Here is a 14,319-nt window from a genome sequence, read left to right on the forward strand (position 1 = left end):
TTTCTTACTCTAGTCCGCCTACCTCAGCAAGCCTTACAAGCTCGAGGGACGAGTCGACGACGTCCTCGAAGTCAAGCCCCGCCGCATAGGCCCTCGGATAAGGCGAGCGGAGGGCGCGTGACCCCGTCGGAAATGGCCGCCGTTAGGTGCGTGTTCGAGAGCTGCGCGGCGGAGCTGGATGGAGCCTGGGCAAGGCATTAGGGCATCCTCGTCCTTGTCGTAAGACTGCCATTAGAAGATCTTCTGCAAATCCCAAGCCACGTTTCAACTTGGCAACAGCTGCGGATCCTAGATATCGGCAAGACATTCGAGACTCTTGAATATGGCGTCGAAATAGATCCTTTGGTAATACTCCATGGTCTCGACCTTGCCGATCTCCGATCCGAGCCTCTTGGCCCAAGCTACGAGGGCCTTCCTGTCCTCGCCCTCGAGCGAGGCCGTGCACGACCTCATGTGGTCGCCCGGAAAAAGGACACTGTGCACAAGCCGAATATCTTCGGGAGGCATCTTCTCCATCGCCCTCGCGAGGAGGGAAGTGTCGAGGGAAATGAGCGACAGGATGGGTTCCGACCAGTCATCTGATTTCGAGAAAGCCAGATAGAGCTTCGTCGCGAATTGGTCGGGGGCGTTTATCAGGACGTTGCCAAGAGACTCCGACTCCCGTTCGCGTAGCGTCGTCAAGGCGAGCTCCCTCAGCCTGTCGACCTCCTCCAAAGCCGGAATCTCATGCGCTTCGCTCGAGTCGAAAGGGATCTCCTGCCATTCGACTCGATTCTTTCCGATTGACCTCACTGCAGACTCGGGATCCCGTCCAATGGAGGATTCCATCGCCTTGACGAGCGGCGCGACCCCTTCGGGAAAGGCGTCAGCAAATTCCCCCGCAATGCCTTTGACGGCACGCAGGACGTCGGGATAGACGTCGAACGACAAGCCGCGGCTCCCGTCCCCGGGGACAATCCCGGCGACTAAAGTCTCCACCATGCCAAGGACATCGGCATCGCGGAAAGTGGCGTGTCTGATGCCTTCGATACATTCAATAGCTTTCCGCGCGGCCGGCCCGTCGGGATGAAAGGTCGCAAGGTAATCTTCCAGGCAGGAACGAACATGCTTGGAATCGACCCCCTCACACCTCTCGAAAAAGCGGGGGATGAAGTCCAGAGCGGCGTATTTGAGCCGGCGCGACTCGAAAATGCCACCCCTAAGGATGGAATCCTCCCGGCTTGACGGAGGCCCGATGCGCATCCCCTTCGCCGCCCCCGCTGCAAAGCCGAAAGCCTCTTTGAAAACTGCCCTGGCAGACTCCGGGTCGGTGGGTTCAGCGAAGAACCCGGATTCCTTCATCCCGACCAGCACGGGGCGCATCTTGCTGAGGGATCGCAAGTTCGGCGATTCGCTTCCTTCAATCGCCGAAACGGCGTCCTCGAGCGCGCCTGGGTAGATGCCGCCCAGCACGCCTCCCAGAACGCGTTCCACAACCGAGCCGACCGAGGGCCTGAACCGGCACTTCCGCCAGACGGTCTTCTCGATGAGGCTCTCGTACTCCCTGGTCGTCCCCTTCTCCCCCTTCGGTCCTAGCCCTTTCCTCCACTCATCCTCGTTGCAGACGAGGAGGACCTTCTTCCTGCAACCAACGACGAGGTGGTCGACCGCCCCGAGCAGCTCGCGAATGCCCATGTCGCACCTCTCCACGTCGTCTATGACGAGGAGGGTCTCGGGGCCGATGATGAGGTTCACGGCATTCAGCGGCGCCATCTTGAGATCGACGCCCGCCTTCTTCTCCAGCTCCCTGATCTTTTTCCCGAGGAACGATATTCCCGTGTCCTTGGCGAACCCGACGAGTGAATCCCACCTGCCCCTCTCCCCGCCGGCCGCGCACCCTATGGCGTATTTCGAGATGAAACCAGACTCAATCGCCCCGCAGAGCTCCGCTAAGTCCTTGGCGCCGTAGGCGGACGCCACCACGACGGGATGCCGGCTCTCATCCTCCTCCAGCTTCTCGGTCAGTGCGTGCTCGACAAAGTAGGTTTTCCCGCATCCCCATTCCCCGGTAAGCATGAGGGCGTACGAGTTCTCCTTGTCCTCGATGTACTCCCTCACGACGCCGATGATGTCATCCTCGTTCACCTTGGTCGCTCCTTGTCCGCCATCGGTTTCCACCCTTACCTTTCCTATGGCCAGGCGAGAGCCTACTCCAGCGCTTTCGGATCCCATTCGAACCCTTCGGCCTGCCGCCTTATCGCCGGGTCGATGCACTTCTTGACGAGCTCAAGCGCCGCGGCCGCGCGGTGCAAGCTAGTGGATGACCATTTCAAACAAATCTTTCGCGATAAAATCAACGCGCTTCTTAACGTCAAAACAACCATTCGCATAGCGTTTAGCAAAAGCTCTTGTAGTGGCATAACGCGATTCAGCGTATATGGGCAGCTTTTCCTTAAGCGATTTGTCTTTACATTTCGCGTTAAGTCGCTCTTCTAGCATGAGCAAGTTCCCAATAATCGAGTTTTCCTGAGCCTGCGAATCCGGAAGAATGTGCTCTATTGTGAATGCCTCAGAAACCCTAACACCAGACTTAAGCTCCTCGAGCAAGGCAAGGACCAACTTGCAGCGATCCTTCAACTTTGTTTCGCTATACAACGGCCACGAATGAGACCATCCAAGCGAAAGGAGATTAATTCGAAATGTTTCTTCTGAAGGCAGTTTTTCGTTAAAACTATTTTTCCACTCATCTAACACTTGCTGGGTGCAGTTCAACTCGATTGCGTATGAGTGTTTCACGATCGAATCCGATAGGTGGTTCGACTCCATTCCCCCGATTATCTTATAGCAAATATAGAACCGGTAAATAAATCCAATCGCATCATCATACTGCTCGCTCGTTAGCTGCTCTATTTCGCGAGCGTGCATTAAACTCATAAGAAGCGGCCTGAAGACGCGGACATTGTGTGTTCTTAAGAAACTCAAGATTTCCGCATTTCTGTCATCGCTGGTTGGCTCGACAATCTCTGCATAATATCCGGCTTTTAGCCTTAAATCATAGAGAAGATCAGCAGCCTTCTTTGGATCCGTAAAATCCCTTATTTTCTTATATGCTCCATCCTTGTCGCCTTGTCCTAGGCGATATTTTTGAATTGCGTAGTGACGCAAAAAAGCTTTCATGTTCGAGCCGACTGTTGCTTCAATTTCCGACCATACCTGTTTTGCATCATCGCGCTTTTCTATAGGATGGATATAGCGCATAATATAGTTCTTCAGAAGCTCATGGTCCTCAAGCTCGATACCTCGCGCATTCAATATTTCGAATATTGTGTACGAATCTTCCTCAGACGATGATTTGATGTTTACATATGCGACAGAAATGACCGCATCCCTGAAGGCCAGCAACTCCTCATCCTTCATCTTGGCGAAACTTGCACTGAAATATTGGAAGGCTTTAACGATCAGTTCGTCTTTTGATCCGGACGCGCGTTTGCTCTTCGAGAAAGCCACAGCAGACATGGCAGCCGCATCTTCAGGAGAGATAGCAATTACTCCTTCGACGATCCTCGTTAATGATAAATGATTCTCCGGAGCGACGATCGCGTGCTCAACATCCTTAGTATCTATCGCCACTAGATATTTTTTTGTGCCATTAGCGTGGTTAATCATATTCCTTTTCTTGAAAGCGAACATGAGGCTAGACAGCAAGAGCGTTAGGGTAATAACTCTTTGTTGACCATCAATTATTGTAAAAACCCCGAGGCTGTCTTCTTCTTCTTCCTCCATCAGCACTATCGAACCGATGAAATGCGACGTAGCAACTTCCTCTGTCACAAGCTTGATGTCTTCGAATAGATCTTTCCAGTTATGCTCATCCCACACGTAAGCGCGCTGATTGCGAGGGATTCTATAGATTGAGTCATTAAGCAGCTTTCCAACCGTACTCTGACGTGCTTCAAATGCCATGTTGATCCCTTGCCTTCGCAATAGTTTTGTCGGCCTTGCCGCCTCTCGGCGTCACCAACGCCTTCGCTACAATAAAAGTCGGCACATCGCCGAGCAGGGCCGCCTTTTCGCTCGCGAACATGCCGACTGCCCCAATCAATCTCCGTCGCTGCCATCATCGTCGATTAACCAACATGTCAGCAGCAGGCAATCGTCACGTCCACAGTCCATTCTATATGCCGGCTGAGCATGGGGCGCATCTTAATCGCCAAGATATCCAGGAAGCCCGAGCTTCCAGGGAAATGCCTTCAGACGCCTTACGTTGGGTAGGCCCCCTACAGAGATCTATTGGCCGTGCACCGCAAACAACGCGTTAGGCCGTTGCACGCAATCGGCCAGCCACCCAGCATCCCCAATCCGCGTCACAACTCCCTACCCCGCTCCAGCCATCGTCATCTCCATACAGTGTCCAAACCCACACCAATAAAACCAACCCACGCAACAAGCAGCCCTCGCTTAGCAACCCAAACACCACCACAAGCCAGCAAGCAATCACCAGTCTGCGTTCGCAACATCGCTTGGAACGGCAAATGCTTACCGCGCCCTTGAAACACGCCAAACTCGTCTACAACCTGCGGTTTTTCGTTTATACTGCAATCGTTGAAATGCCGGTACGCTTGCAGAATCGTACCTGTTCCGATTACAGACGATATGAGCAGGACATAAAAACATTGAGAGCCCCTGCTGCATGAAGGACCGCGGATTAGGCCGACAATGGTGAGTGTCTAATTCAGCCGCGGCGGCCACGCCGCATTCATGGAAGGGGCTCCCATGCTCGATACTACCACCTTCGTCGGCCTCGACGTCCACGCCCGCTCGATAAAGGCCGTCTCCCTCGACGTCATGACCGGGGAGGTGCGCGCCGCGACCTTCGGCTACGACGCCGGCGCCGTCGCGGAGTGGGTCCGCTCCGTGGACCCCGGGGCCAGGTGCGTGTACGAGTCCGGGGTCACGGGCTTCGACCTGCAGAAGAGGCTCTCCGGCCTGGGGGTCGACTGCGTGGTCGGCGCCGTCTCGAAGATGATCAAGCCCAGCGCGGACAGGCGCAGGAAGAACGACCGCAACGACGCCGAGTTCCTCGCCCGCATGCTGTCGGTCGGCAACGTGGTCGAGGTGTGGGTCCCCGACGACGAGTGCGAGGCCGCCCGCGACCTGACCAGGGCGCTCGAGGACGCGAGGGACGACCTCTCGCGCTCGAAGCAGCGGCTCTCCAAGTTCCTGCTCAGGCACGGGCTCGTCTTCGACGAGAGGACGCCCACCGGCCGCAGGAAGGGCAACTGGACCCGGGCGCACTGGTCCTGGATCGAGTCGATAAGGTTCGCGGAGGGGGCCGACGAGGAGGTGCTCGCCTACTACGTCGACGCGGTCAGGCGGGCGGCGGAGGAGAAGGCGAGGCTCGAGGGGCTCGTCGAGGGCGAGGCCCGCAAGCCCAGGTGGAGGAGGAGGGTCGACTCCCTGCGCTGCCTCAAGGGCGTCGACACCGCTTCCGCCGCCGACCTCGTGTTCGAGGCCGGCGAGTTCTCCAGGTTCAGGAACGCCCGCTCGTTCGCCGCGTGGGTCGGCCTGACGCCCTCCGAGCACTCCAGCGGGGAGAGCGACCGCAGGGGCGCGATCACCAAGACCGGCAACAAGCACCTGAGGAAGACGCTGGTCGAGGCCGCGTGGCACTACCTGACGTGCTCGGGGCGGCCGAAGGACCTCGCCAAGGGCCAGGCCCCGGACCGGGGCGCCCGGAGGCATGCCGCCAAGGGCGTGCGGAGGCTGGTCGAGAGGCGGGAGGCGCTGCTCGCGCGCGGGGTCCACGGCAACAAGGCGAACGTGGCCACGGCGCGCGAGCTCGCCTGCTGGGTGTGGGCGGTCGGCCTCATGGCCGAGGAGGCGTAGGGGGCCGGTCCCCCGCACATAAGCCGATCACCCCGGAAGCGGTTCGATCCGAAGCCGTTGAGGCGAACCTCAGGTCCCTTTTCTGCGAGCGCCCAGGGCGCCACACGCGTGCACAGACTGTCGGTTCGACGAAGAAGCCTCAGCCGTAGCAACGGATTGCCCAGCGAGAGATCGCCACGGGCGGATATTAAACTGCAAAGACGAGCGTCGGGAAGACACGCCGAGGTCGCCGCGGACGGGTTGATATAGGGAGAGGGCCTGACCCCATATCGTTGGGGCCAGGCCCGATTTTGCCTCTTGACAATGTCCTGCTCATATTAAATGCCGGTACGCTTGCAGAATCGTACCTGTTCCGATTACAGAAAAGGGGCCGTCATGCGTAAGCCTGCCTCCTGCGTCCTTTCCATCGCGCTCTCGCTCGTAATGACGGTTGGTTTTATCCCGTCACCCGCGCTTGCCGAAATCGCCAGTGCGCCAGAACCCGCCGCGCAAAGCGCCGGCAAACCTAACGAGAGCCCAGCCGAAACCACGTCGGGCCAAGCCCGGGCAAACGATCAAATCAGCGCCGCCTCCGGCACCAATGTAACGGCCAACGCAACGCAGCCGATCGACGCCAGCATGTTCAGTATCGAGGACACCGACATTCGCTACACGGGCAATCCCGTGATGCCCACCGTCACGTCGTCGACCGTGCCGAGCGACCAGTACACTGTCGCCTACGAGAACAACGTAGCCATCGGTCAGGCGACCGCCGTTGTGACCGCCGACGACCAGAACTACAGCGGCACCTGCGCGATCCCATTTGAAATCAAACCGGCGAACGCGGCCGCGAACTACCAGCACAGCACCACCGCGCAAAGCGGCGACATCACGCTCACCGTCCAATGGAACGACCCGAGGCTCGGCCAGGAGACCACGTTCCATGTGACTGCGACGGGCGGAAGCGGTGCGTACCAATTCCGCATGGACGCACCGACGTATATGGATCCCGACGGTAGCAGCGAAAGCGTTGCCGACCCCAGCCGTAACCAGTGGCAGCAATACACCGGCGAATGCACATCGCACGACTACCAGTTCGAAATGACCGCTAGCGGCACCTATTACCTGCGCTTTTACCTGATGGATAAGGCGGCCGGCGTGTACTATCTGCGCTCAAACGTGTTTGCGAGCGCGAACGACGACGCCTATCCGGCGGTCAGCGCCATCGTGAAGTCCGCAGTCGACAAATGCAGCGCCGATACCGACGGGTCCGACTACGCCCGCGCCCTGTGGCTCCATGACTGGACGCTCGAGCAGCTGGAGTACGACCACAGCCTCAACTGGTGCTCGGCCGAGAGCGGCCTCGCGCGCCACCAGGGCACCTGCGAGAGCTACCAGCGCATCTACTCCAAGCTCCTTAACGCAGCGGGCATCGCCAACGGCCGCATCACCGGCAACGGCCACACCTGGAACGCCGTAAAGATCGACGGTAAATGGTGCCAGATGGACCTAACCTGGGACGACACCAGCGACAACTGGTACGGAGACCTGGACCAGCGCCATCTGTACTTTGGCCTGACCGACGAGCTCATGGCAATCGCCCACTCCGACCACGCGGCAAACTATCAGAAGGACTTCTACGCCTACCGCTCGACAGACCTATCCAACAATTACTTTGTGCGAAATGACAAGGCCGATGAATGGGCGGAGAAGTATGCCGACCGCATTCAGCAGCAACTGGATACCAGGGAAGAAAGATTTTCCATTGATGCCGATAATCAGTCTTTCCCGCCGAGCATCTCGGGAATTCAGAATGGGATTGTTGCGTATGCGATGAATCAAATAGACCGGAAGACCGCTGGAAACAAAGACTATCTATCTGCCGAGTCGAAGGTCGAGATGACGTCGAGCAGCAGCTGAACCGCGGCAGGGGCTCGACACCTGCTCGGCGGATGCCGTCCCCCAGGCGGTGAAGGTGAGGGGGATCCAGCCCGAGGGGATGTAGGAATGCGATAGGAAAGTCATAGATGCGGGCGTGCTGGCTAAAATGGGTCGGCCGGGATTGGTCAATCTCGGCCGACTATATTTGGCTAAATTATTCCATCGCTAACACAGAAAGCTCGCTGATGTTTACTGGTGTTTCCGAAAACCCCAACAAAATATGCGCGGCATGCTAGCCCGGTGCTTCTTTTGGACCCTATCGCCTGCTCCCAGAGAGGCTCCGCTACGCCCCCCATCGCCCACCATGTGCAATCGCGCGCATGTCCATGGCAAGCGCACCAATACCCATGGCGGTCATCGCAGAAGCCATGCGGCCTCAAGCAACAGCCGCGCAACAGGCACAAACTAAGACAGCAATAAGCGATACTGACAAGGCCGAAGGGACCACAAGCTCAAACACCACCGACTCAAGTGATTCCGCAGTAGATGTCAAAAGAGACAACAACGCCGCCCCCGTCAGCGCGACCAGCGCAACCGACAGCACCATCTCCCATTAGCTTCCTCATCGAGCAGCGCGCTGGGCGCCTCCTCGATGGTCTTCCTCGGAGGAGTCTTCATTTCCTTGCACAGCAGTTCCTCGTCGACCGTTACGATGTTCGCAAATTCGGCACGTATCCCATTCGTCTGTGATTCGCTGCTTAGCCGCCAGAGACCACATGACAGAGCGCGGACCGTGCTCCGTCATGTGGTTGTCAATTTCCAAAAAACTTGACGTTACCAGTGATGCGGTTTCAAACCGGTTAAAAAGGGGTATCGACCCAAGCCGATACCCCTAATGCAAGCACGCTTTAATCCAATTAAGCCATTATCAATACTGCTTTATCGGATCAGCGTACATCGTGAATTGAAAGCCAATCCAGCAACCTATCGAAGCTCTCTGTAAACTAGATCCCGTTTTTCGTGAAATAGCATATTCGCGGGTACATCTTTAGAAACAACGCTATTCGCAGCGATGACCGCATTATCGCCAATGGCTACACCTTTAAGCACCACGACATTCGCGCCAAGCCAGACGTTGTCGCCAATATGCACGGGCGCTGTCGTAGTCGGCTGGTCCCGATACATGATCCCATCCTGCGACATACCGTGGTCGAAGTCATACACATGGACGTTTGGACCAAATAGGCAGCCTCTACCAATCTCAATTCGTTCATGAGCAATCAGGACGCAACCGTAATTGAAAGACGTTCGTTCACCGACGCTAATAACGCCTTTATCCGATACGCGACAATAAAACGGTCGCCTGAAAGCCTTCGTCATGGTTATCTGGCCAGGGAATCTCCCTGCAAGAAACGCCAACTTACCCCGGACATAAATCCAGGTCGCCACATGCTCAACAAAGTCCATTAAATTCAAGAGAAACGCCCCTAGTAACTATTTCCTTTTAATAAGCTGTTTCACAAGAGTCTTGAGAGATTTCACGAAGCCGTAGGCGCCAACAAACCGAGCAGTGCCCTCGAACCCCTTATGCTCATAAGCCTTCCAGAAACCATCAACGTTACCCTGCGGAGAGGACGACCTCTCCAGCATCGGATTACCGGGCAGCACCTCTTCAAGAGATATATCTGTTACGCCGGGCTCAAATACACCAGATGCGACAATACGCTCGGCTAGCTCACTATTAACCATAACAACAGAAAGTCCCTTATGATCATTAAAACCTTTGCGAACTCGATCGACGCCAAGAAAATCAGCAAGAGTAAAGTCGGAAACCCTGTTGACGTCGGTATAGGCGCAGTTATAACAGCTGGAATTTAAAGCGTTATTGCTATAGAACACATCTCGCCAAGTATTAGATTCAATCGTGTCATAGAGAGCAGTGCCGTCGTCCAAGAGAGCCTTCTCGACATGGACTCCCCAACCTCTGTCCTTGGGGCGATGAAAATAATTGATGACCTTCTTTCCGGACTTTTTTTCCAAAAAGGAAATGTATTCGCGGAACATACGATTACTAGGTGTGCCATGGCAGATTAAATCGCAGGTAACCAACTGTCCGGAATAGTTTTTCTTAGACAGAAAACTCCTAAGACCCGCAATTTGGCATGGGGTTCCGCTGTAGAGCACGTCAAGACCTTGTTTCAAGTCGTTATATGCTTCGACATATGAAGAGCCAACGAAGCCCTGTGAGTATTTTGAGCCTCGACAAGATTGCGCGTCGTCAACAGAGGCACAACGCCGCTGAACAACGCGGAAATCTTCATCGAAGCAAGCGCCGTAAACGACGCCGCCATTATTTAGGACGTAAGTAGCCAAGGTCCAAAACGCGGCACCCGAGGAACTTTTTGCGCGTTCGGCGTCGTCAGCCTGATAAGCCAATACCCGACGAGAGTTCATCTTCAGATCGTCGCTCGTCAAACCATTAGCCGGACATACCCTCTGGCACAAACCGCACTCAACACATTTTGATTCGTCAATCTTCGGACGGTAAAACCCATGAGAGTCTTCTACAATCTGAATCGCCGATCGAGGACACACAGACAGACACGCAGAGCACCCGGTACAGCGTTGACTATCTTTGCAGATATCCATGGAATCCCTCCCTATCGTTAAGAATCATCTTGTCTGAGCCGCAAATAGCAAACGCCGCCACACATGAAATGAAATACGGTATGTAGCACTGCGGATCGTATAAAGGGTTGCCTGAAAAGCAATAAATTAGAAAGAAAATCTGAACACCCAAACAGGCCCACAAGCAAAAGGAGTCCCCATAAGGACCTTCCTCTAAAAGAGATTCAGATCGATGCATGGCTGCAAGGATGGAGAGAAACGCAGGCACAACAAAAGCCGCAAGGCCAATCACACCCGTCTCGGCAAGCAACTGAAGGTATACGTTGTGAGCACTCATCGACGAAAAGCCAAGATTGCTGTACATTGCACCAAGGGAGGTAGTGGCAACATACTTGGAATAAGCCCCCCAACCACAACCAAGTAAGGGTTTTGCATAAAACATACTCCAAGCGCAATCGTACAAATAGCTTCTGCCATTGCCCGTTTCATCATCTGAAAGCTCAATAAACCTCTCAAGAGTCGCCTGAACAGCGGGAACAAACGTAGCAAGAACGCCGACAGCTATTACAGCGATTGCAGCAACAACCAAGGTCTTGAGCAACGTCCCGGTAAGCTTCTTTCTATTTACGAACAGATACGAGATGACGATAGCAGCAACGGATGCAACCAAAGGACCCCGCTTAGTAGTCAGAAAAAGCGCAAGCAAGAGCATCAGGCTCAGCATCAAATCTTTAATCCGAACCTTTTCCCTGCTACCAGCAAGACCACAGGCCCAAGAGACGAGACCCAAACTCAAATAAATCGAATTAGTGCTGTAGTGCGCCGTGAAGCCAGAGCGATAGTCCCTAGCCATATAGCTACCTGAAAAGAAGGCAGATTTAACTGGCAGATAAAGTGCAGGGACTAGCCAGAAGACGATGGTGCAGAACGCATGAAATGCTGCAAAGGCGACAAGAACCCTAAGGCATGAAGTGACCCAGGATCGCTCGCCTGCCGCAACATACATGCACAGAAATAGAAGCGTATAAACTACGAGCAGGGTTAAATTAGCCACACCGTATATCAAACTATGAATAAAGAACAGCACAAAGAAAGGTGCCCAAGCCAGCTCAAGGCCAAATCTTTTGCAAGCAAATCTTCTGTTAGTCACAAAATGCAGGAGAAACGCCGTAGCAGATAGCAGGAGGCAGACATCGAGTGCAAGCGCAGAAGCAGCGAGCGATTGGCAGAAAAAGGCGTAAAAGAGCAGTGGAATGAACACCATGGACCCATCATTTAGGGAAAAGCGTCGCTCTAACTCAGAGCAAGACTCAACACCGGCCCTAGACGCGCTGAAATAATTCATCCTATTTAATCCTCATAAAACGACCAATAATCGAACTATAGCTAGGCCTGTCGAAGAAATAGAGCGTCGCGCATGCGGCGACTGCGCCCCAAATGACAAGACCGATGGCGACCGCAATCCATCCTGTCCAACTTCCAGCGAAGCAAGACAGTAGATAGCCAGGCATGGCCACGAGAACGGTCTGTAATACATACACGCCAAACGACCAAAACGAACTCGAAAGAGAGTCCTTCGAGATTTTACGAGGCTCGTAGAGCAAAAGGTCAATCACGCGGTATAGATTGGATACGCAGGACGCAGCAATTGTGCCGACGACCCCAAAACGCATTGTGAGTGGGATACCCAAGACGATAATGATTGCAGCCTGCAAGCAGGTCTGCGCCCTAGTCTCACGGTACATGCCAGCAGCAATTACAAGTAGGCCCTGGGACGACTTGCCATGATAGAGAAAAACATTTAGGACGACGAGGAAACCGAGCAGGACATTGTGGTAATTTGCATCGTGAAACCCGCCTGCATACAAATCAACAAACGGCATAATCAATGAAAAAGCACATCCACATGCCACAGCGGAGACTGCGTACACAAGCGCTCGATATGGCTTATAGGAAGACCGAAGACCCTCGTAGTCTCCCTCAGCAATCTGTCGACCAAAGAGCGCCTGAAGCCCTGTACCAAGGACATTCGGAATCATCTGTAGCCCCGTAGATACGAGCATGTAAACAGCAAGAACGCTAACTTCACTCATACTCCCACAGAGGAAGGTCGCCAAAATAACGGGCGCGCCCGACTGAACGGCTCCCAAGATTTGGAGAAACAACGCATCCCATCTCTGGGGTAGCTGATAGTCACCGTAATCAACCTTGCAATTGAGCTTCGGATAATGGCGGCGTGTATACAGAGCGAGAATCAGGCTGCGCGCAAAAACCGCAGAGAGAGCCAACGCATAGACAGCGACAACAGGAGCATGGAGATAGGCAAACAAGAAAATGACGGCCGTGTTAACCAGCGTGAAGACCGTCGATGCGAGTTGAATGAGCCAGTTCTTTTGATCGGCGGTAAGGAAAACTTGGTACTTGGCGAGGGAAAAGAAATCCACGACGATCTTGGCACCCAACAGGAAGGTAAGCACCATGATCTCCCAAGGCGCAAGCGAACCTACCGAGACAAATATGGGATAAACGACCGAAAGGCCAACCAGCAAGACAAGAAACAACATGCCCGACTTCTGATAAAAGACCTTCGAGGCCGAAGCCACGACGTTAATCCCATCCCAGTCGCCCTTAGCAATAGGCTTATATAGAGCGAAGGTCGCCGCACCAGAAATACCAGCTTCGACAAGTGCGAAATAACCAATAAACTGAGTTAGAGAGGTCACCAGACCGTTAACCTCGGATCCATATACGCCAATAATCGCCCTTGGGACGAGGAAGCCGGCAACGATAGCGGTCAACTGGTAGACCAAGTTCCAAAAAGTATTCTTTGCAAACATAAGCCAGAAACGACACCTACAATCCAATGCAGCGAGCGATAAAGGCACGCGCTGTATCACGGTCATGTGAGAGGGTCTGGTTTGCATGACCATAGTCAACAGCCGAAGTAACGACCTCGTCTCGATACAGACAACCCTCAATTCCATAACGTGCGAGCAGGTCTGTAATCCTGACGTTACTCTGAACGGCGGAGTCCGACGTTTTAACGACAAACGACTTATTGAAATTCATGGAGAAGCAGGCGCCGTGGAAGGAGTCCGTGCAAACAAACGACGCCTCACTAACAAGCTTCAAGAAAGCAGCCGGACCGATACCCCTCACGTTAATCATGCCGGGGAATTTCTTCGTGTTGTAATGAATGCAGACGACAGGAACGCCGAGCTCGCTGGCGATCTTCCTAGCTCGATCCACGAGTTTTTGCTCAGAGTTAAGCGTATAAAGCAGAACATAGGATTGAGGTATCGTATCCAAGCCGTCATCTGAGGCTAACGCCGACCAGTCATCGCCCGTAAGAAGCAGGGTCGGATCAGGCATAAATACAGATTCGAGCCCCATCTCGCTAAGGACCTCCATAGAGCTCGGTTCCCTAACGGAAAGACCAGTGAACTTTGCCAGCCTGTCGGCCGCGCCTTCATCGCATGCCAAAATGGATTCCGCCGTCGCATCTCCCAGACTGGCAGCATAAGACGCGACCTTTGTAACTTCAGCGATGCCTTCACCCAAGAAGACTGGATCATGCCCATTAACCCGAGGATTGAAAACCTGATCGCTGCCAATGAGGACGCAGTCGAGGCTCTTGGCTCTATCAATAAGAGCTTGCTTATCCAGCTTTCCCGTAGGGCTTAGATTGCGCTTAGCAAATCGACTGAACGAATTAAGCCTCTGGCGCTCAAAACCCCTGCGAAGGAAATAGCGAACGGCATCCGAAGGATTGAACGAGAAGCACGTACCCAACTCTCGATCATCGAGTTCCTTATTGCTGTAATTGAGCACTTCGCAGTCGCAGCCCAACGACATCACTGTCCTGCGCAGAGCACATGCTTGTAGCGAAGCACCATAATTTACGGTATTCGAAAATGTGAGGATGCCTATGCGTTTCAATATCTTACCGCCTAACTATTCGCAAGC

8 protein-coding genes and 1 pseudogene are annotated in these 14,319 nt (G+C 54.2%); 2 read left to right on the forward strand and 7 right to left on the reverse strand.

Annotated features, from left to right (window positions below):
* Positions 1-288: 288 nt before the first annotated feature.
* A complete protein-coding gene (locus DW870_RS02235; protein ID WP_158565178.1) occupies positions 289-2,124 on the reverse strand; it encodes a P-loop NTPase fold protein in 1,836 nt (611 codons plus the stop codon).
* Between the two features lie 168 nt (positions 2,125-2,292).
* Entirely contained in the window at positions 2,293-3,942 is a 1,650-nt protein-coding gene (locus DW870_RS02240) for a DUF262 domain-containing protein (protein ID WP_117820302.1), read from the reverse strand.
* 810 nt (positions 3,943-4,752) lie between these two features.
* On the opposite strand from DW870_RS02240, the gene DW870_RS02245 reads away from it, so the two are divergent.
* Entirely contained in the window at positions 4,753-5,865 is a 1,113-nt protein-coding gene (locus tag DW870_RS02245; protein WP_233547379.1) for an IS110 family transposase, read from the forward strand.
* A gap of 375 nt (positions 5,866-6,240) precedes the next feature.
* A complete protein-coding gene (locus DW870_RS02250) occupies positions 6,241-7,764 on the forward strand; it encodes a transglutaminase domain-containing protein (RefSeq protein WP_117876795.1) in 1,524 nt (507 codons plus the stop codon).
* Between the two features lie 1,002 nt (positions 7,765-8,766).
* Here DW870_RS02250 and DW870_RS09580 read toward each other — a convergent pair.
* The 5 genes and pseudogenes from DW870_RS09580 to DW870_RS02275 all read right to left on the reverse strand — a co-directional run.
* A pseudogene (locus tag DW870_RS09580) lies at positions 8,767-8,871 on the reverse strand (DapH/DapD/GlmU-related protein); the annotation flags it as partial.
* 348 nt (positions 8,872-9,219) lie between these two features.
* On the reverse strand, positions 9,220-10,374 hold the full coding sequence (locus DW870_RS02260) for a Coenzyme F420 hydrogenase/dehydrogenase, beta subunit C-terminal domain (RefSeq protein WP_117876797.1): 1,155 nt from the start codon (positions 10,372-10,374) through the stop codon (positions 9,220-9,222).
* A complete protein-coding gene (locus tag DW870_RS02265; RefSeq protein WP_117876799.1) occupies positions 10,355-11,698 on the reverse strand; it encodes an O-antigen ligase in 1,344 nt (447 codons plus the stop codon). The genes DW870_RS02260 and DW870_RS02265 overlap by 20 nt, the downstream gene beginning before the upstream one ends.
* A 1-nt stretch (position 11,699) precedes the next feature.
* Positions 11,700-13,190, reverse strand: coding sequence for a lipopolysaccharide biosynthesis protein (locus DW870_RS02270; RefSeq protein WP_117639269.1), 1,491 nt, complete (start codon positions 13,188-13,190; stop codon positions 11,700-11,702).
* A 16-nt stretch (positions 13,191-13,206) separates the two neighbouring features.
* On the reverse strand, positions 13,207-14,292 hold the full coding sequence (locus DW870_RS02275) for a polysaccharide pyruvyl transferase family protein (RefSeq protein WP_158549245.1): 1,086 nt from the start codon (positions 14,290-14,292) through the stop codon (positions 13,207-13,209).
* Positions 14,293-14,319: the final 27 nt, after the last annotated feature.

Origin of the sequence: Collinsella sp. AM38-1BH (assembly GCF_003467545.1) — a bacterium.
In the GTDB taxonomy this organism is placed as follows: domain Bacteria; phylum Actinomycetota; class Coriobacteriia; order Coriobacteriales; family Coriobacteriaceae; genus Collinsella.

Excerpts from the sequence above, each read along its gene's own strand:
- DW870_RS02265 (WP_117876799.1), bottom strand. The coding sequence starts at position 11,698 with ATGAATTATTTCAGCGCGTCTAGGGCCGGTGTTGAGTCTTGCTCTGAG.
- DW870_RS02250 (WP_117876795.1), top strand. The coding sequence starts at position 6,241 with ATGCGTAAGCCTGCCTCCTGCGTCCTTTCCATCGCGCTCTCGCTCGTA.
- DW870_RS02240 (WP_117820302.1), bottom strand. The coding sequence starts at position 3,942 with ATGGCATTTGAAGCACGTCAGAGTACGGTTGGAAAGCTGCTTAATGAC.
- DW870_RS02270 (WP_117639269.1), bottom strand. The coding sequence starts at position 13,190 with ATGTTTGCAAAGAATACTTTTTGGAACTTGGTCTACCAGTTGACCGCT.
- DW870_RS02260 (WP_117876797.1), bottom strand. The coding sequence starts at position 10,374 with ATGGATATCTGCAAAGATAGTCAACGCTGTACCGGGTGCTCTGCGTGT.
- DW870_RS02245 (WP_233547379.1), top strand. The coding sequence starts at position 4,753 with ATGCTCGATACTACCACCTTCGTCGGCCTCGACGTCCACGCCCGCTCG.